This window comes from Burkholderia stagnalis (assembly GCF_902830275.1).
In the GTDB taxonomy this organism is placed as follows: Bacteria; Pseudomonadota; Gammaproteobacteria; order Burkholderiales; family Burkholderiaceae; genus Burkholderia; species Burkholderia stagnalis.
On record NZ_CADESW010000007.1, the window covers coordinates 1 to 19471 of the forward strand.

14 protein-coding genes and 1 pseudogene are annotated in these 19471 nt (G+C 57.8%); 5 read left to right on the forward strand and 10 right to left on the reverse strand.

Annotation, left to right across the window (positions count from 1 at the left end; translation table 11 throughout):
• Window positions 1–122 precede the first annotated feature (122 nt).
• The 3 genes and pseudogenes from HWY45_RS14310 to HWY45_RS14320 all read right to left on the reverse strand — a co-directional run.
• Window positions 123–2759, reverse strand: a complete 2637-nt coding sequence (locus HWY45_RS14310) for a type I restriction endonuclease subunit R (protein ID WP_230946928.1) — start codon at window positions 2757–2759, stop codon at window positions 123–125.
• Between the two features lie 73 nt (window positions 2760–2832).
• Complete coding sequence (locus tag HWY45_RS14315; protein WP_059883148.1) at window positions 2833–3024, reverse strand: hypothetical protein; 192 nt, start codon at window positions 3022–3024, stop codon at window positions 2833–2835.
• Window positions 3025–3384: 360 nt separating this feature from the next.
• Window positions 3385–4044 (reverse strand): annotated as a pseudogene (locus tag HWY45_RS14320) (IS110 family RNA-guided transposase); the annotation flags it as partial.
• A gap of 468 nt (window positions 4045–4512) precedes the next feature.
• Between HWY45_RS14320 and HWY45_RS14325 the strand changes: the two are divergent.
• Window positions 4513–6636, forward strand: coding sequence for a DUF4357 domain-containing protein (locus tag HWY45_RS14325; RefSeq protein ID WP_059883150.1), 2124 nt, complete (start codon window positions 4513–4515; stop codon window positions 6634–6636).
• Window positions 6637–6851: 215 nt separating this feature from the next.
• Here HWY45_RS14325 and HWY45_RS14330 read toward each other — a convergent pair whose 3' ends face one another.
• The 5 genes from HWY45_RS14330 to HWY45_RS14350 form a co-directional block, all read right to left on the reverse strand.
• Window positions 6852–7142: a PAAR domain-containing protein gene (locus HWY45_RS14330; RefSeq protein ID WP_081069811.1), complete on the reverse strand. Its 291-nt coding sequence runs from the start codon at window positions 7140–7142 to the stop codon at window positions 6852–6854.
• Window positions 7143–7505: 363 nt separating this feature from the next.
• Window positions 7506–8150: a hypothetical protein gene (locus HWY45_RS14335; RefSeq protein ID WP_150998249.1), complete on the reverse strand. Its 645-nt coding sequence runs from the start codon at window positions 8148–8150 to the stop codon at window positions 7506–7508.
• Window positions 8128–10983: a lytic transglycosylase domain-containing protein gene (locus HWY45_RS14340; RefSeq protein WP_150998246.1), complete on the reverse strand. Its 2856-nt coding sequence runs from the start codon at window positions 10981–10983 to the stop codon at window positions 8128–8130. Before HWY45_RS14340 ends, HWY45_RS14335 begins: the two co-directional genes overlap by 23 nt.
• A 22-nt stretch (window positions 10984–11005) precedes the next feature.
• Window positions 11006–13360, reverse strand: coding sequence for a type VI secretion system Vgr family protein (locus HWY45_RS14345; protein WP_081069812.1), 2355 nt, complete (start codon window positions 13358–13360; stop codon window positions 11006–11008).
• Window positions 13361–13680: 320 nt separating this feature from the next.
• Entirely contained in the window at window positions 13681–14388 is a 708-nt protein-coding gene (locus HWY45_RS14350) for a hypothetical protein (protein WP_059883157.1), read from the reverse strand.
• A gap of 242 nt (window positions 14389–14630) precedes the next feature.
• Between HWY45_RS14350 and HWY45_RS14355 the strand changes: the two genes are divergently transcribed.
• A complete protein-coding gene (locus tag HWY45_RS14355; protein ID WP_059883176.1) occupies window positions 14631–14927 on the forward strand; it encodes a hypothetical protein in 297 nt (98 codons plus the stop codon).
• A gap of 155 nt (window positions 14928–15082) precedes the next feature.
• Here the strand turns inward: HWY45_RS14355 and HWY45_RS14360 are convergent, their stop codons facing one another.
• The gene (locus HWY45_RS14360) at window positions 15083–15607 is read right to left on the reverse strand and encodes a cytochrome b (RefSeq protein ID WP_059883159.1); all 525 of its coding nucleotides are present in this window, start codon (window positions 15605–15607) and stop codon (window positions 15083–15085) included.
• Window positions 15607–16698: a catalase family peroxidase gene (locus tag HWY45_RS14365; protein WP_059883161.1), complete on the reverse strand. Its 1092-nt coding sequence runs from the start codon at window positions 16696–16698 to the stop codon at window positions 15607–15609. The genes HWY45_RS14360 and HWY45_RS14365 overlap by 1 nt, the downstream gene beginning before the upstream one ends.
• A 156-nt stretch (window positions 16699–16854) precedes the next feature.
• On the opposite strand from HWY45_RS14365, the gene HWY45_RS14370 reads away from it, so the two are divergent.
• The 3 genes from HWY45_RS14370 to HWY45_RS14380 all read left to right on the forward strand — a co-directional run bounded on the left by HWY45_RS14370 (window position 16855) and on the right by HWY45_RS14380 (window position 19430).
• On the forward strand, window positions 16855–17373 hold the full coding sequence (locus tag HWY45_RS14370; RefSeq protein ID WP_017334692.1) for a sigma-70 family RNA polymerase sigma factor: 519 nt from the start codon (window positions 16855–16857) through the stop codon (window positions 17371–17373).
• Window positions 17370–18125 carry an anti-sigma factor family protein gene (locus tag HWY45_RS14375; protein WP_059883163.1) on the forward strand — a complete coding sequence of 252 codons (756 nt, stop codon included), beginning with the start codon at window positions 17370–17372 and terminating at the stop codon, window positions 18123–18125. The genes HWY45_RS14370 and HWY45_RS14375 overlap by 4 nt, the downstream gene beginning before the upstream one ends.
• Window positions 18126–19052: 927 nt before the next feature.
• A complete protein-coding gene (locus HWY45_RS14380; protein ID WP_059883165.1) occupies window positions 19053–19430 on the forward strand; it encodes a hypothetical protein in 378 nt (125 codons plus the stop codon).
• The last annotated feature ends 41 nt before the right edge of the window (window positions 19431–19471 follow it).

Here is a 19471-nt window from a genome sequence, read left to right on the forward strand (position 1 = left end):
CGAGCGGCCTCATAGTTCGCTCGGCTATCTGACGCCTGCGCAGTTCGCCCGGGCGCACGACGCGAAGCAGCAGTTTTTAACCTCGGACTCTAACTGCAGTTCGGACTAAAACCGGGGGCAGGTCAAATGTCCTCTCGCTCGTCGATGAACTTGGCGTCGGACTGAATCAGGCCGATAAGCTGCTCTCGGTTAAGGGTAAGCTTGCCGGGCTTCTCCTGCGTCATGCGGGAGATCAGCCCCATAATGTAGTCGTAGTCGATGACGGCTGAAGCGAAGAGCACAAATTCGAAATCAAGTTGCTGCACCTCGGGCAGAGCCTGGTCGCCTTCCTTGTCCTGCTGCTCCTTGAGCCGTTTGGCGGTCTCCAAATACACGCCTTTGAAACCTTGCAACTGCTCGGGTGGCGTGATCTGGCTGATCTGCGTTTTTTGCTCCTCGCTCAAGTCGGTGTACTGATCGAGCTGGGTCTTGAAGCGCTGCACTTCCTTGAATAGATTGACGAACTGGCTGCGCGCTGCGTCGCCCCTGAGGTTAACCACCTCTTCCGGCGCATTAGCTAGCCCCTGCGATTGCATGAAATCGGCCAGCTTCTGCATGGCCGTCTGCAGACTATCAATGACCTCGGGTGCAGGATCCACCAGCCAGATCTCGCGCGGATTGTTGATCTTCTCTCCAGAGAAGAGTGCAATGGCTTCTTCCACGGGCTTTTGCTGCTGACGGAAGTCCAAAATGTTGCCGTAGGGCTTGCTGTCGTTGAGCACGCGGTTGGTACGCGAGAAAGCCTGAATCAGCCCATGGTGCTTGAGGTTCTTATCCACGTACAGGGCATTGAGGTACTTGGAGTCGAAGCCGGTAAGCAGCATGTCCACCACGATAGTGATGTCGATCTTCTGGGTGTGCGGCAGATCGGCATTAGAGTATTGCTGATCCTTGATGCGTTTTTGCACGTCCTGATAGTACAGATCGAACTCGCCGATACGGTGGTTGGTGCCGAAGCGAGCGTTGTAGTCGGCAATGATGCGGGTGAGTGCGGCTTTCTTGCCCTCCGGGTCCTCTTGGTTGTCTTCCTTTTCCTGCGGCAGGTCCTCCTGAATCTGCTGCACATCCCTGTTGCCCTCGGCGGGCGGGGAAAATACGCAAGCTAAGTTCAGCGGCTGAAAGGTGTTGTCTTCTTCCAGTTTCTTGGCCTGAAGCGTTTTGAAAGCCTCGAAATACTCTATAGCGTCGTTGATGCGGGCGGTGGCCAGTACAGCGTTGAACTTGCGCCCGTTAGTGGCGGCATCGTGCTTCGCGAGGATAGTTTCGATGACCTTGGCCTTGGCCAAGCCTTCGCCAGGCTTGGGCGGATTCTTGCCCTCGGGCTTGAAGTAGTCCACGTGAAAGCGCAGGACGTTGCGGTCTTCGATAGCGTGGGTGATGGTGTACTGGTGCAGGCAGCGCTGGAAAAGGTCGTCCGTGGTGCGGTAGCTGGCCTGTTGCCCCTCGACCTGTTGATAGCTGGCGTTCTGCTCGAAGATGGGCGTTCCGGTGAAGCCGAACAACTGGGCATTGGGAAAGAACTCCTTGATGGCCTTATGGTTCTCTCCGAATTGCGATCGGTGGCATTCGTCAAAGATGAACACCATGCGTTGGTTCCGCAGTGGCTCAAGGCGCTCCTTGTAGTTGCGCTTGTTGGTGCCGTCGAGTGCCAACCCCAGCTTCTGGATGGTAGTGACGATGACCTTGTCTGCGTAGTCGTCAGACAGCAGGCGGCGCACCAATGCTTCAGTGTTGGTGTTCTCCTCGACGCAACCTTCCTGGAAGCGATTGAATTCCTCTCGGGTTTGACGATCTAGGTCTTTGCGGTCCACCACGAACAAGCATTTGTCGATGTCCGGGTTGTCCTTGAGCAGAGTCGAGGCCTTGAACGAGGTAAGCGTCTTGCCGCTGCCGGTGGTGTGCCAGATGTAACCGTTGCCGCAGTTTTGGTGGATGCAGTCCACGATGGCCTTCACGGCGTAGATTTGGTATGGCCGCATCATGAGCAGCTTTTGCTCACTGGCCACCAACACCATGTAGCGGCTGATCATCTGCCCCAACGTGCACTTGGCCAAAAATTTCTCGGCAAAGCTATCCAGTTGCGTGATCTTCTTGTTGTCTTCGCTCGCGAACTGGTAAACAGGCAAGAATCGTTCATCAGCATTGAAGCTGAAGTGGCGCGCGTTGTTGTTGGCAAAGTACCAGGTATCGGCGCGGTTGCTAACGATGAAGAGCTGGACGAAGCACAGCAGCGTCCTACCGTACCCGTTGCCGGGGGCGCCTTTGTAATTGACGATCTGTTGCATGGCCCGACGCGGGCTGACGTCCAGCGTTTTCAGCTCGATTTGCACCACCGGCACACCGTTGATCAGCAGCATCACGTCGTACCGGTGATGGCTGTTGTCAGTGTTGATACGCAACTGATTGATCACCTCGAAGTCGTTTTTGCACCAGTCGCGGATATTGACGAGGGTGTAGTTCAGCGGCGTTCCGTCGTCGCGCTCGAAGCTGTTGATGTTGCGCAGCGTCTGGGCGGCGTTGTAGACGTCAGGAGTGATGATGCTGTCGAGCAAGCGCTGAAACTCGCTGTCGGTCAGGCGTACCCTATTTAGCGCCTCAAACTTCGCGCGGAAGTTGGCTTCGAGAGCGGTGCGGTCGCGGATATCGGGCCTATAGCTGTACTTGAGGTCACCAAGTTTGGTGATCAGCTCCTGCTCGATCTGATTTTCTGTTGAGGTCATGAATTCGTTCCTACCGTCGATCGCCCGTTGGTTTATCGAGTGGGTTTGCCCTTGGTAGCCCATCGGAGCCACGTCAGGCGCTCCCTTTGGCGATTTCATCACCTGGGTGATCCAGCCTTAGCTCATGCGTTCGGGCGTACTCCAAGATCAGAATTTCGATCATGGACGCGACAGAGCGTCGCTCGCGCTCCGCCGCCAAACGCAAGAGCTGCTTGATGTCGGCAGAGGTCCGGATAGAAAGGGTTTCGTCCTTCAGGCGTGACATGGCGGCGTCTCGTCAATCAAGTGACGCAAATGTACTGCCTTTTGCATTATTTCCGCAATACCCAAGAACCGGCGTGCTGTGACTTGGCTTCGGTAATGGGGACCCGAAAGTGTGCCAACGGTCGGTATTCGAAGCCGTTGGTGACCTCTATACCGTTCGGCTATTCTGCACGACGCGTACCCATCAAGTGATGTGCTTCCCTTAGACAAACTGCAGCACGGCAAATGGCGCGGGGCGCATGAGGTGCTATATGAACGCGTCCCGTTTGCAACAGTTTTCGTGTGTTCCGACAGACAGGATGGGCTGCAGCTCTATAAGACCTATCCGTCATTTCGTGGGCGAGGCAATGGAATGGACGCCTCCCACGCCCGGGATCGCGCTGACTGCTTTCACTGCCCGGTCATCCTTTTGCCATTCGCGCATCCGACGCTCGATCTCGGCTATCTGCCCATCGAGTCGGGCCAGCCCGTTCCATTGTTCGCGTAACGTATCGATCAGCGCCGCAGGCAGCCGCTGCGCAATCCGGCCAAGCGCGGCGGGTATTTCCTCGTTCAACCTCGCCCGCCCCTTGCTCATCACCTCACCGTATTCCGTCAGTAACCCACGCAATCCATTGATCTGCATCGTGCGGAACTTCACCAACTGCTCGCGCATCCGGTGCAGCGCCAGCATCGCCTGCTGCATCTCGGTCTTCACCGCTACCGGCTTGCCCGGCTGCTGCACCGCCAGCCAAATCGCCCGCGCATCGGCCGCATCGCTCTTGTTGCGAATGTTGAACGCCTTCACGAACTCCGCCGGCATCAACCGGACCTCGTGACCCATCCGTCTGAGTTGCCGCGCCCAGTGATGAGCCCCACCACATGCCTTCATCCCGATCAGACACGACGTACGGTTCGCGAAGTACTCCAGAAACTTCGCCCGCTTGACCGGCTTGTTCACGATCTCTCCTGTTGCCTGACCAACGTAATGCACCTGGAACACGTTCTTGGCGATGTCTACGCCCACTGCCATACTGTTCATCGTGGATCCTCCGGTTGCCGGGAAATGCTTGCATTTTCCACTTGGGCACTTCGATGCCGTTGGCCCGTGAGGATCCACCCACTTCCTTTGCTCTCACGGTCTCGGGTGGGACGCGTTCATTTCAATTCTCCACGCGCCCCCCCACGCAGCGGGGCATCTAGCAAGCCAGAATGCAAAGAAGTCTGTCTGAGTGCCCTCAGTCTCGACGACCTCACCAAGACGAGTATCTGCTCAATAGTGAGCAGATACAGAATAGATGGGGACATTGCGGATCTTGGTTGCACTTCGAGTCAAAGTCCTGCGTCGACATCATGCTCGGTCCGATGCCCCCAAGGAGCCGGCTTATAACGCTGTACTTCATCGCACGCTCGACGCGCCACCACCGAGGTGCGCCGCTAGCTACGATTCCGAGAAAGCCGGTATATTGGCAAACTCAAGACACTTCAAATTATTTGCCGGGGATTTCACGTGCCGCATACGCTCACTGCAAAAGAACAAACGCTGCAGAAGATTTTCAGCGATGAGTATGTATTCACCATCCCAGGTTATCAACGCCCCTATTCCTGGGGGAGCGACCAGGCGCAGGAGCTCTTGGACGATTTGCTGAGTGCGCTCGAAGTGTCCCCGGAGCAACTCGGGGATGGTGTGCCGTATTTTCTTGGCACCATCGTACTCATAAAGGGCGAAGCATCGCCTGACGCCACCGTTGTCGATGGCCAGCAGCGCTTGACCACGCTGACACTGCTTCTTTCCGCAATTAGAGCCACAATCAGTGACCGTGCGGTGCAGACCGGTATCACGAAACGTATTTACGAACACGGAGACGTCGTCTCGGCCACCGAAGCCAGCTACCGCCTGTCTTTGCGCGAACGAGACAGAGATTTCTTCCGTCACTACATCCAACACGAAGACGGCCTCACCAAACTCATTGAGTTGAATTCGACTCTACCCAGCGCGCAGGAGCGGTTGAGAGCAAACGCCCGGGTCTTCATGAACGGGCTGTCGGATTTGGATGAATCCGAGCTAATAAGGCTGGTCCAGTTCATAATCACACGTTGCTATCTCGTCACCGTAGCTACTCCAGACCTCGATTCCGCATATCGCATTTTTGGAGTTCTCAATAGTCGCGGCCTCGATTTGAGCGCTACGGATATTTTGAAGGCGGAAATCATTGGGGGCATCGAATCTGGACTGCGTGAGACGTACACAAAAAAATGGGAAGACGCTGAGGAGGACTTGGGGCGCGACGAGTTCGGCGACCTATTCAGCCATATCCGAATGGTGTACCGCAAAGCCAAGCCGCAAGGGACATTGCTGAAAGAGTTCAAGGAGCACGTTACACAGGCAACTGAGCCGCAGACGTTTGTCGACACTGTGCTTCTACCGATGGCGAGAGCGCTCGCTGCGCTCTCCGACGCCGATTACGCCAGCACATTGCATGCGGAGCTCGTAAACGAGCACCTGCGTTGGCTTAACAAGCTGGAATTCAAGGACTGGTTGCCGCCTGCCTTGGCCTTTTACGTGCGGCATTCCGAGCAGCCGGCCCGGATGTTGGCTTTCTTCCGCGACCTCGAACGCCTTGCGTATTCGATGCTCGCACGAAAAATTGGGGTTAATGGTCGTATTGAACGCTTCTCTACATTAACGGGCGCCATCGAAAACGGCCAAAATTTGTTCGCCGAGGCATCGCCGCTGCAACTTTCTCCGAGTGAGCAATACGACGCCTATTCGGTGCTGAGCGGCCCGCTGTATGACACGCACTCCGCACGTGCCGTAGCGCTGTTGCTCTTGCGCCTGGACCGTCTTTTGTCCGATGGCTCCGCGGTGTACGAACACGAGGTCGTCTCGGTCGAACATGTGATGCCCCAACAGCCCGCGCCGAACAGCCAATGGGCGACGTGGGTTCCCGATACGAAAATCTATCAAAGCTGGGTCCATCGGCTTGGCAACCTCGTGCTACTGAGCCGCAAGAAGAATAGCTCCGCGAGCAATCGAGAGTTTTCCTGGAAGAAGAATTCCTATTTCACCAAAGGCGGTGTTTCCGGCTTCGCTCTTACAACTCAAGTGCTGCAGCATTCGGAATGGACCGTGGACATCATGCAAGCACAGCAGGCTTCGGTGATGAAGGTGTTCGAGACGCACTGGCGTCTGGAGGACCGCAAGAGCAAGTCGGAAATTTCTAAGGAATTGCTGGGCGAACTGTCATCGGACAGCGATGGCATCTACTTCGAGCTGGAAAGTGCCAAGCACGGCCTCGCCGCAGTGGCACGGAAAAGTAGCAGCTCGTTCACCATTCTCGCGCAGTCGCAGGCACGATTGGATTGGACGGGGCAGCCCCATTCATATCAACAGTTGCGAGAGAGTTTGCAGAAATTCGGTTCTCTACAAGTGTCGGCGGACGGCTCCCATCTGGTTTTCACACGGGATGTGAACTTCGTCAGTCCCAGTGCCGCCTCCGCTACGGTCTTGGGCAGAACGGACAATGGGCGGAATTCGTGGCGACTCAAAGGAACGACGATTACGTATGCCGCTTGGCAAGACAATTTGCCGGCCGACCAATCGGCTAGCGAGACCGAACCAGGTAACCAGTGATTTCGTGGCGAGGTCAACTCGCCATGAGCCCCTATCGGTCACGCTGCCTAGGCAAATTCGTTGCGCGCCGACACCTTGTTGCACTGGCCTAAACAACGAGCTGGTACGACAAGCGGGTGTAGGCATCAAACGCCAGCCGATTGCCACTTGGCAAAGAGCATACGCCCAACCTCGAGCATGGTCGTTTCACGTGCCTGAAGCAGGTCCCCACGCAGTTACGACAAGGTACTCGACGCGTCTTGAGACTGAATGAGCAGCGGCGCCGGTTGGCACTGACACACGCACCAATCGCCATTCAGCGCCTGCTGCCGTCCGTCCGGACCACGGCTCAAGCAGCGGGGGCCAACACATACAATTTGGCCGGTAGTTCCGCACGTCCTACATATAACCGGATCGCCTTCATATGCGACAGCGCGGTCGTTCATCCTCTCGGCGCGACTGGTTGCGATAACTTGGCCGCGTGCCGTTGTTGTGTCGCCGTCCAAAATGTCATAGCGTTGACTCATATTGGATCCTGTTAGAAATCGAATAACGATCGAAAGTCGTCGCCTAAACCACCATCCAAGTTTATTTCAAAATTCACTTGCCGAGTAGCATCTTGTAATCACGCTCAACCGCCTTAAATTCTAGATCAGACTGGACACCATTGACAGTCGACCTCCCCCACTCAACAAAAGGGGAAATCTTCTTAATACCCTCTCGCGCCCTCCCTATACCATTCAGGTACAACGCATTTTGATCAGCGAGTCTCATAAAATATTTTACTTACAATCAGCGACTCACCAGGCGATAAGCATGCCGCGGGTTCTATCGGGTCTGTATTGCGTGCAATGCTCAGCGTATCAACGCTGCATCCTTATACCTGTAGGTCATCCATCTTCACCAACTATACGCCTAACAATAGAATGCAACTTCTTCTTCCGCCATTCTTCGATCGTCGAAATCCAGTACCCCTCATTACTGGGCACTATCTCTCCGTGTTCTCCATGTAAGACAATCTTGTTGTTGATCCGCCTCACAAAGGTAACTTCGTAACAATACGGCGACACAGTGTCATCTGGCCGCTTATGTAAAAGAGCGAACAGATTCGATTTATCTTGATAATCTTTCGGCGCGCTACATAGTTTGACAGGAGCAAATCGATCTGGAACCTCCGTCGCCCCGTCAACCTGGCCCAGGAAACTCAAATTTATATTCCTCCCCAAAAAACCATAGATATTTCCATTTTTCTTATCCACAAGCCAATTTGAATTCAATTGCATCGTGCAGTTACAACTACACGTCACCATATAGTACGACGGACGCGTTCGATTCCAAGACACAACCAAATTGGAATCCTCACAGATAGGATTAGCATCGGTTGAAGATGTTTCAATTGACTTGCTGCACTCGTATCCATCACACACATAATCGACACCTGGCCCACTGGCATTTGCGATCGACGAATAATTCAAAATCAACGCAATAGCCACGCCAAGTACCGCCACCCCTTTATAGCTGGCAGACGAATTCATTTGCAATTTCTTTAAGAGCTGAAAAATTGACATTGGATCGGGTCACCGGTTTCGGTTGGCGTGGCACTGTAAAATCTTGCTGCTCCAAGATCCCTCTGCGCCGACTTAGACAATCTTCTCGATATAGCGGATTTGCCTTCTTCGAACGCTCCTCAACTACGATAATCATCAATTGTTTTTGAGTCTTCGGCTTTTCTGCCGCCACGCGACTTTTGATCTCCGCATGAGCCGAATTAAGGGTTTGTTGCTGCACACACAAATCATATAGGGCAACGTAGGTTTGAACTTCAATCCTTTCCATTAGCTCGTGGCTAACGCCACGAAGCCATCTGATGCAGACCATAACGTATTTGTTGTACGTCGCAGCATGTTTCAATTGGATTTTATTAAATTTATCCACACCTCCAATTTTCTTGAATGATGCATCCCATCCAGATTGATTAGCCTGCTGCCTTCCGATAGCCCACTCTTTTTGCACTTCTTTGCTCGAATGCAGTGCAGCCACCAACGATTCGTAGTCCGAGGTCGTATCGAAGCAAGACTTAAATGCTTCCTCGTCGGCAGCGACCATATCCAACAGAACGGGTCCCAACGTTCCCATGCCGAAGTTCCATTGCACTATCCCGAATGACATTCCCATGCCATCGAAATTATTTGCAACAGCGTCATAACGAAGTTTCGTACTATTTTCCCCCTCGAATGAGCCCGTAATAAGCAACGCCATTTCAAGTGCCTTGTCAAGTGGAAAGCAAGATAGAGCGAAATTCCCGATCAACGCCACCGGATGAATATGATTGACGATCGCACCGCCAGGAAGCCGCTCGATCTTCCCCTCAACCGCCTTCCACCATTGCAGCTCGTGAATCCTCTGAAGCTCACACCGCCAGTTCTCAGCTGCATTGCGCATGAGCGGGGTAAGCGCTTCCCACCGGCTCATATCGCCACTCCACTCGCTTTCGTACCGAAGAATGACGTGGCTCAACTCACTCGCAAGCCATCGTCGACTCATCGCCTGCTGTAGCTTGCGAGCTGTCACCACCTGGCCCTCATTCCTGGCTTGCTCGTCTTTACGCCCATCCGGCGCTGGCAGCCGGCTCACCGTCTGCTCGAGTCGCTTGAGCAGCGCGCTATTGCTCACTGCTTCCGCTGACGGCTCGAATTCCTTCTGTTCCTTCCAATGCGCCGACCCGGTGACTATCAGATTGCGTCGAAACGCGTCCGCGATATTGATTCCAGTCGCGTCCACGATCTCGAAGCCCGGCCATGCCCAAGGGTTTTCCCAGCGCGTCCCCGGATGCTCTTTTTCACAAATCCAGCCCCATGCTTCTCCACCGTCACGGGTACCGACGCGCAGGTGCCACCATTTCACCCCGCGATCGTCGATTGCCTTGCTATCGCCCTCGATCGCGTCGAGCTGGGCACGTGGAAAGGTGACAAGGCTTCCGTTTTCAGGCTTCGCGACCTGTGAAAGTTGCAATGGAAATCGCCACCAAGCAGCCAATCCGACTGGCGACGCCAATCGGTCGGCGTTCCTGCGCTCGATCCAGACTGGGCTGTCAACTTTGCTGGCAATGCCATGCTGAACGTGAAATGTCTGAATCTGTATCCACGGGCCGGTCTTCGGGCTGCTCGCCGTTTCCTTTGCGACGGTGATCGGCGGACCATTTCCCAGTTTCGTATCCGGTGGCGGCGCACGCTCGACCAATTTAGTCCCCGCGTCGACAACCAGGATCGTGCGCCCGCTCGCGCCCAACTGCGCAGCCCGCGCGCGGCTCTTACCGATGAAGCCGTTCAAATCGTCACCAGCAAACACCTCCAAATGCAGCAATTGCCGCGCTGGAACGGGAGGTAACGGGGTAGAGCGCTCATAGTCGTGGTATTCGCCCATCTGTCCAAGCAGCGTGCCAGCTCGCACCGGAATCGGCTGCGTTGGGACAACCACTGTTCCCACTGCACCGGGCGCCGTCGTCGCCTGTTGATTGGGCAGATAGATCCATCCCCATTCACCTTCGGCCATCCGCGGAGCTGTCTCTTCGCGCGAGTCGCCGTCCGGCTGAAGCCACGGAGCGCTCCTTTCATCCAATCCGAACGCCGCGCCGCTTCTGGCAGCAATCATGCCGCCGGACGTGATGGCCTTTATGTGCCCCCATTCGCCGCGCTTCTCACCAACAGTGACTTCGCTTCCCTCAGGCAGGAAACCGACATGCTGCCCGCCGGTAAATTGACCTTTCTTGGGTGCGGCTTTCGGCTCGCTGCAAACGAACGCTCCCGGTGCTTGGCCGCCGTCCTCCTGTTGCTCCTTGTTGCCGATTCGATAGACCGGCACGGGCCACCATCCCGGCCTGGCGAGCGCGCCCTCCACTTCATAGGATTGCCAATCCGCCAGATGCATGTACAGGCTGAAGAACGTCAACGTTTCGTCGGGCGGCTGCGCTCCTGTACTGCCCGGCGCCGGCGGCATCGTCATCTCATGCCGAACCAGGACAAATCCGGTCGAGTACATCGACCATCGAGAATCCTGCGTAAATTTCAGCTGCTTATAGGCGTCGTCCAATTTGTACGCAACAATCATTCCGTTCGCGATCGCGCGAACGCCGCCCGCCTGATCGAACCTCGCTGATGTGCCACGACCGAAATGCACGCCACCGTGTGGAAAGCCATTTACGCCAAGCGGGAAGAAACCATCGTCCATCAAACCGAGTGCAGAATAGATCGCCTGAGGATCGGTGATCTCCTTGCGCTCTTTATCGGGAAATGGATAGCGCCAGTCCTGTGGCGATGCAGCGTTCGCCGTCGAGGCTGGCGCCGGACTACTTTTTTCAGGTGCAGTCATAAGGTTGGATCACTGAATTGAATTAGCCAGAGAATCGCGAACCATGCTGGTGCAGGTCGGGCACATCCGTCGAAAAAGGTAACGTGTCCTTTTTCATCGTGCCGTCAGGGTTGCGCTTTTCCCACGCGACCGCCTTTTCGACGTAGTCCCCGAGCGTCGCGTTCGTCAGGTTGTTGGGTGTGATGCGCATGTACGAGCCGCCACACTTGAGCAGAATTTCGCTCTTCGCTTCGATCACCACCCGGCCTGACGTGCTACGAATGGACGTGTCTTGCCTGGACGCGATGTCAACCCCATCGCTTTGAGCCTGGATCGTCACGTTGCCGCGCGCTGCCAGCAAGCGGATTCCCATCTGATGGGCGAACACGGAGACGACATTCTTCGCGGCCATGACGATATTGCGCATTGCGCTCACATTGAACCTGCCCGAAGCAGATACGCTCACGTCCTTGCCCGCTGACACCATCACCCGGTTGGGTGTCGCCATGCCAATGCCGTTCGGCGCGGACAACGCTATAACGGACTGCTGCAGTTCCGAGAAGGCCTCGCGCAGCCACGCGTTTTCCGCTCTCAAGTCAGCGACTTCTGCCGTTGCCGTGCGCGCCAATTCGGCTAGTTGTTGAACTTCGGCCTGAGTCAGCCTGAACTGATCTGACGCGGGGCGCATATCGGCTGCAACGCCCTTCGCCGCCGGCTGACTATCCGCAGATACGAACACACCACCGCCGGCACGCACACTGCCTTGCATATCCGTACGCAACTCGAAACCTTCGCCGCGCGTCCGGTTATCTCGATCGACTGTATAGCCCAGGTTGAGCTGCGATTTGCCATGCTCAGTCGCGACCTTGATGTGTTCTTTTCCTTCACGGTCATCCATCTCGAACGTATTGTTCGATCTGGTACGAATCGTGTTGCGCGTACCCCATGGATAGCCGGCCACGATCGGATCCGGCTCTTCCGAGTTATGCAAGACTTGACTGATATACGGGAAATCAGGATTCCCGTTGTGAAACGCCACCGTGACTTCAGTGCCTTCGACCAAACCAAAGTGGAAGCCACTATGATTCGGCCCGGCGAACGGCTTCGCGAGCCGCATCTCGCAACTGTTCAGGCCTGGTACACGGTCGTCCATGTCCAGATGCAATTGGACGACATACCGGCCTTTCGTATCCAGATATGGTCCACGGTATTTCGGTGTTGCTGCGATACGTCCGGTAATCGTTCCCTGCACCTTCGGCCACGCATGCTCGAGCAGTGGCAAACGATAGAACCGATCTGACGGAATCGCATCGAACTCGACTCGGTAGGCCTGCTTGCGTGACGCGCTGCAAACTACGCGTACAGCAAGCAGTCCATGTTTCGCTTCTTCAAGCGTGTGATTCGAAAGTTTGAGCACACTGCTCGGCGTCAGGTCGAGCAAGTTGGCGCTACCGTGAAACTGAATCTGCTCGGCTAACGCTGCCTCTCTCCGCAACAGCGCTTCGCGCGCAGCATCTTCTTGTGCCTGGTGGGAGGAACCCCACGTAAAGGCATCACCGTAGGTTGTCGGGTCGTCTCGAATCGTATTGGTGGCATCGATCGGCGCATACGCGGTGTTCGGGTTGTAGTCCCGCACCTGATATTGCGCGGGGATCGTCGTCGAGCGCATCGATAGCGTACTGACCGATTCAATGCCGTTGCTGAGCATCCCGCCGTATTCCTCATACGGCACGGTCAAGGATGGGGGGTGGCGGTAGTGCGTCAGGTCATCGCCAAATCGCACGTTTTCCCAATGCTTGCCTTCCTCGCATACAAACCAGATGCCTGATCGACGGCACAGGCGGGTGATGAAGGTCAGGTCGTCTTCCTGCCACTGCATGATGAACGGCCGTTTGCCGTAGTCCCGATACAGATTGAATTCGAACGACGCGAGAAATCTCCCGAATTCGTGTTCCCGCAGAATCTGTTCGATGATCTGCGGAAAACTCATGTCGAGGAAGAATCGGCATTTTGGCGTATTGCGCAGCAACGCCAAACGCGATTCCAATGTGATTTCGTAGGTCGTTTCGTCTCGGCTATGTGACACGCGTGCGAAGCCGGTGATCACGCCTTGGACGCGCCGCCGCGGCTCGGGATGAAGCGTGCGCATCGGATCATGTGGTGGCTGGATCACGAACGTGGCCGGCTTGTTCAGATACTCGGCGCGAGACAGATCCGGGCGGGGGTGCGTAAAGCAAATGACGTACTTTGTCGACTCGCCAATTGCGCGAACACCGTGAAATTCGAACACGTCCGATTGCTCCGCGCTTCTCGCTTGCGGAACTTCCAGGCGATAAAAGCGATGGCGATCTCCGGCGGTCAACGCCGAAAATTCGGTCGAGAATGTTCCGGAACTCAAGTCGACCTCCTGATAGCAGATCCTCTTTTAGGAAACCTATTTGACGGTAATGACGCTGTTCGCGAAGTTCTTTTGTGCCTTCAGCGTAGGTTCCATCGGACAGACTTAGATCCGAATATTAGGGCACAACTCATCTCATAAAAAGAGTCGCGCAGTCATTTGATATTTTCGGCTACCGACGGCGGGGGAGACACGTCCCAATTACAGGGCTTGAAATTCTGACTCTTCGTATTCTTTGCGCACTCACTTCTCGTCGCGCACTCTTGTTGATAAATTTCTATTGCCCTATATGCTGTTCCGCTAATTCATGTTGCGCAGTCTCAACGTCTTTCCTTCTCATACTCCATCTTCAACCGCTCAAGATACCGGGCGTCCCTTGTTCGGATCGCTGCGAGCCATTCCCCCCACTCTTCTTCAGTCAAGTATGCATTGGCCGACGTTCGCTGCACTTCGATAAACGCGTCCTGTTCAGCCAGACTCAGACTCTCCCAATACCGATCCCACACATTCTCATACCAAGACTGCGCATCACCCTGCAGGTTGTAGATCAGCGAGCCGAGTTCGTACCACGCAAGCCACGGCGGTGGCGGATTGAATTCGGATACCGAAACTGATCGAACAAGTTCGATATCGTTCGTCAGCAAATTGACCTTCTTTCCGGAGCAGCGATCAGCGCTGCCAAAGAATGTATGAGTCGATCCATCGCTCACGAACTGGTGTTGCCCTACTCGCTCCCTGCCCGCAGCCACGAGATTGAAATAGACGGGGAACTGTTCGACCTCGATATCCTGCGTCACGCTAAACGCATTGATGCCAATGTGCCCCATCCACATGGCCCCTGGATAGCTTGGGAGAGGCGTGGACTGAAGCGTCGCTGGCGTGCTGGCGAAGGGCTTCCGCAAGGCATCCAGATTCGTATCGAAGAGTCGTACCGCTGCTTCCTTGTGTTCTTCAAGCAGGGCTCGCTCGATACGCCTGTTCTGACGTTCTCTCACAAATTGCTCGAACATCCGCTTCAACGACGACACGCAATCTCCTTGTCACTCGCCGACGATTTCGCCAACAGCCGCCCCGCCTCACAATTGTTCGACAGCACAGAATTCGAGACGGCCAATGCCTTCTATACCGTTCGGCTAATCCGCACGCGAGGCCCTCACCGAACGCTTTTCTTCCCGTAAACTCAAACAGCACCACCGCAAAAAGCGCGGGCCGCATGGGCTGCCACCCATACGACCCGCTGACCACAACCAACTCGACCAAGGAGTTGACCATGGCTGACGCCAATCATAAGTCACGTCCCAAGAAGCGCAAACCTCGCAAGCCGAACACCATCCTTGCGATGATGCTCCGCAACTCGCCTGACCGGCCCAAGAGAGGCTGGCCATACCTGCCATGGATGCACGTCGTCGACATGCACTTCAAGCTGTTCGGATTCGAACCGGGCGACCGGGTCTTCCTCAGCATCAACCACGTCACCCGGAAAATCACCATCACGCCCGACTACAGCCAGCTTAATCAGCGGGAGCAGCCTTACCATCAGCATCCCGAGGCAGAGCAGCCGGCGTAACAAGCAAGGGCCGCGTTACGCGGCCCTTGTTGCTTTGGTGGTTAGACCAACGTTCAGCGAGTCTGCATGCGCCATTCCTTGGCTCAGAGACCGCCGCGATTCTTCAACGGCCACCTTCAACAACCGTCACAGCGGCAGAACGCAACCTTCCGTCGTCACCTCCCCACCATCGCCCTAACCACCCCATCCCGCCGAATCAGCCCGTGATAAAGCGCCGCCGCGAAGTGCGCGAGAAAGGTAGCGAAAAACAGATAAGCCAACACCCGATGCGCGACCCTGAGCCAAGCAAACGCCACTGGATCCGCCGCCACAATCGCCGGCAACTGCACCCCACCACCCAGCGTCACCGAATACCCTCCCGCTGAAAGCATCGCCCACCCGATCAGCGGCATGGCAACCATCAGCGCATACAGCACCAGATGCGACCCATGCGCGGCAACCTTCTGCCACCCCGGCAAATCTTCAGGCAACGCCGGCGGCTTCGACAAAAACCGCACAACGATCCGCACACAAACCAGCACCAGCACGGCAATCCCTAAAGGCTTATGAATCGCCACCAAAACCGCATGCCGTTCGGAGACAGACGAAACCATCCCCACCCCAATAAACAGCATGGCGACAACCATCACCGCCATCCCCCAATGCAGCACCCTCGCCGGCAACCCAAAACGCGTCTTCATCACCGTCCCTCCCCACTCAACCTGGCCGCCCCCGCCACCCCAGCCTCTTCACTGGTCCGTCGCAGATACGAATCCGCATAAGCCGCCGACCTCGCCGCCAGCAGCGGATCCCCCGACACCTCAATCCCCCGCGGCAGCACCGTCGGGTCGTAATTCACATCCCGGCACGGCCCGCTGTCCTGCGGCACCACCCGATCGAGCACGAGCGTCCCCGCATCGATCGTCGTCCGCTGCGCGGGCCAGACCTGCGTCGCGTCGTCCACCGGATCGCCGGGCTCCGCCAGCGTGACCAGCAGCTTCCACTTCTGCGCCCCGCCCGCAATGCGCCGCGTCACATCCTCCTGCAACACATTCGGATCCGCGGCCGTCGCAACATCCCCGGCGCCGGCCGTCTGCGCCGGCACGACCCGCCACCGCACCGCCTGCTGCTTGCCGCTCGCGTCGACGAAGTAAAACGCATTCAACGCGTAATAACTTTCGGTGACGTAACTCGCGCTCGGCTTCGCACCCTTCACCCACGCGCTAAACGCCGCCGTCTCCGGATGCGTGGCAAAAAACGCTTTCACCTTCGCCGGATCGGGCTTGCCCGTCTTCGGATCGGGCCGGGTCGCCACCGTCAGCGCGTAGAACGCCTGCGGCGTCGTCACCGGAAACACGGGCATCGCGTTCATCCCGGTGCGCCATTGCTCGCCGTCGGGCGCGGTGAGCTTCAGCGCGAGGCTGCGGATCGGCACGCTGCTGTCGGGCGCATACGGGTTCCCGCCCGGCAGCGCGAACCGCCCGACCACCGGCGTGCGCACCGCCTTGAAGAACGGCGCGACCGAATACGCGCTCGCGGCCCCGTTGCCTTCGAAGTATCCGCTCACGCAGACGCCTTTCGCGTGATTGCGCCGGAACCCGGCATGCAGGCCGCTGTTGGTCTGCAACGCGTCGACGAGCCGGTGCGGCGTGAGCCGCGCCGGCGCGAGCCACCCGCCCGCATACCCGAACGCCGCCGCCACGCCGGCCACCGCGCCGCCGATCACGGCCCAGCGCCACCACCCGCGCCCGGGCTCGCGCTGCGGCGAAGAAGAGGAAGAAGATCGCTCCATGAAAGTCACTCCCGACCGTCAGGTCATTGTCTAACCCGCGTAGGACGCCGCCCGCGCCACCTTATTCCATGAAAAATTTCTCGTATGCTGATGGAATAAGCGGCGCCCGCCGGCGTCCTACGCGGCATCACGACCCTTTCGGCAACCGGCAAGGCCATGCCCTCCACCGCCCTCGACGACGACGCGTTGCGCGAACTCATCCCCAGGCTGCGCCGCTTCGCGCTCTGGCTGACCCGCGACGTCCACGCGGCGGACGATCTCGTGCAGTCGACGCTCGAGCGCGCGCTGTCGCGCTGGTCGAGCCGCCGCGACGACGCGTCGCTGCGCAGCTGGCTCTTCACGATCCTGTATCGGCGCTTCCTCGACGGCAAACGCAGCGCGAAGCGCTACGCGTGGCTGCTCGGCCGCCTCCACGAACCGGAAGAGCCGCACTGGCCGTCCGCCGAACGCGAGGTGGCCGCGCGCGCGACGCTCGAAGCGTTCGGCCGCCTCTCCGACGAGCAGCGCAGCCTGCTGCTGCTCGTCGCGGTCGAGGGCTTCAGCTACCAGGAAGTCGCCGACCTGCTCGACGTGCCGATCGGCACCGTGATGTCGCGGCTCTCCCGCGCGCGCCAGGCGCTGCGCCGGCTCGGCGACGGCGAGATCCCCGCTCCTTCGCTTCGCTTGATGAAATGAACATTCCTCCCGACGAACACGACCTGCATGCGTACGTCGACGGCCGCCTCGACGACGACGAACGCGCCGCCGTCGAGCGCTATCTCGCGCATCATCCGGACCGCGCCGAACAGGTGCAGCGTTGGCGGCAGGACGCGCAGCGGCTGCGGGCGGCGCTCGCGAGCGTGGCGCCGCCGTATGAGAACCCGGCGCTGGACCCGGCGACGATTCGGGCGCGGCGCGCGGAACGCTCGCGGATGCGGTTTGCGATGGCTGCGTCGTTCGTGCTCTGCATCGGTATCGGGTCGTTCGGCGGATGGCAGGCACGTGGATGGAACGCGCCGTCGCCGGTCGCGCCGATGAGCGATGCCGTGGAGGCATACAAGCTGATGGTGGTCGATCGCAGCGCGCGCGTGGACGTCACGCCGACGAGTGCGGGCGAGTTGCAGATCTGGCTCACCAGTCGGGTCGGGGCGGGGGCGAAGTTGCCGGATCTCAGCGCGGCGGGGTTTCGGCCGGTGGGCGGGCGTCTGTTCGCGACCGAGCGAGGGGCCGCGGCGATGGTGCTCTATGAAGACGACGCAGGGCGCAAGCTGAGCTTCTACGTGCGACCGCCCGAATCCGCGCATCGGCTGCTCGCAGCCGGCGAACGCGTCGACGGCGAGCTGCTCGCGCGCTATGGGTCGCGGCATGGGCTCAACTATGCGGTGGTCGGGAAAGCGGATAGCCTCGGCGAGAAGGCCGTCGCGCGTGCGCTCGATGAGCAGACGTGATCGGCGCGCTACATGCGGCGAACGGCTTGAACGCTAATAACGCAATGTATTCAAAGAGATGCGTGTGCTCTCACCATTCGATTGCACAGCGTTTCGACTCGCTCGGGAAGCCGGTTGTCCACAATTGAGTGGGAGCGATCACCCTCACCTCATAAACACACAGCGTTTCGAGTGTTTTGCGAGTCGGATATCCACAACGGGATCGACGGCACGCTGTTTTCTGCCGAACGCGCTCAGTCTCACCTTGGGGTTGGCACAGCGTTTCGAGTGGTTTGACTGGCGGATATCCACAACACATCCGGCCGCTTGCGCATTAATCGAAACCGCCCGTTCATCGGCACCAAAAGGCCCTGCGAGTACCGAATAACAAGGCGCACTCGACCTCGTCCGTCGTTCCTCACCATTGCGATTCACAGCGCGCCGAGTCGTTTTGACGGTCGGTTATCCACAAGGGAACCGACAACGCGCCAGCAATTCGCACTTGAACTGAAGCAGTCTCTTCGACAAGAACCGGCGCCTGCCGGACACGCGCGGCCGCGCACAATACCACACACAGCGTTTCAGACTGCTTTTGGGGTCGATTTCCACACGTCGGTTGTCACGTCGCCGCCGTTCTGCTCCGTTCCATCGGCTTCGCATCGCTCGCGGACGGGATCGCTCGCGCCTCGAAGATCGATTGGCGCCTCATCGAGCTGGTTTTGCTGGTCACGACGTGACCGAACGCCCGCTCGACGAAGGCCGTTCAGACACGGCGGGGCCATCGCGCGTCCTGCCGCCACGTTAATCGATCGATGGAGTTCAACCGTGCCCGTACAAGGCACCTCGAGCAGTTCCCATGTCCAACCGACATACACGACGGAGTCGCAAGGCTCCAGCCCGCAAGGCAGCACCCCCGCGCCGTCGAGCCCGCGCTCGAGCAATCCGCAGTTGAGCGGCCTGCCGCCGCTAGCACCGCATACCGTCGGCCAGGTGCAGGACACCGCCAAATCATTCTTCGCAGCGACGACCGGTGTTTCGCCGAAGGTCGTGGCAGGCTCGGAAAGCGCGGAAATGCAGGCGCTGCGCAAGCAGCCGGCCACGGCCGAGAACATGGAAAAACTCTCGGCGCTGGAGCACAGCTACGCAAACAAGCCGGGCGAGGCGACAACGGCCGACACCATTGCGGCCAATGCAGGCTTCCTGCGCAATGGCGCGGCCCACTTTGCCGCGAGCACGGCAGCGCTCGGCGCCGGCGGCCTGAAAGGCGCGGATGCGGCAGGCTATCTCCCTCACCATATCGAAAGTGCGACGTCGAATTTCTCCTGACGTTTTTTCCGATACGCTTCAGCGTCGACCGGCGAAGCACG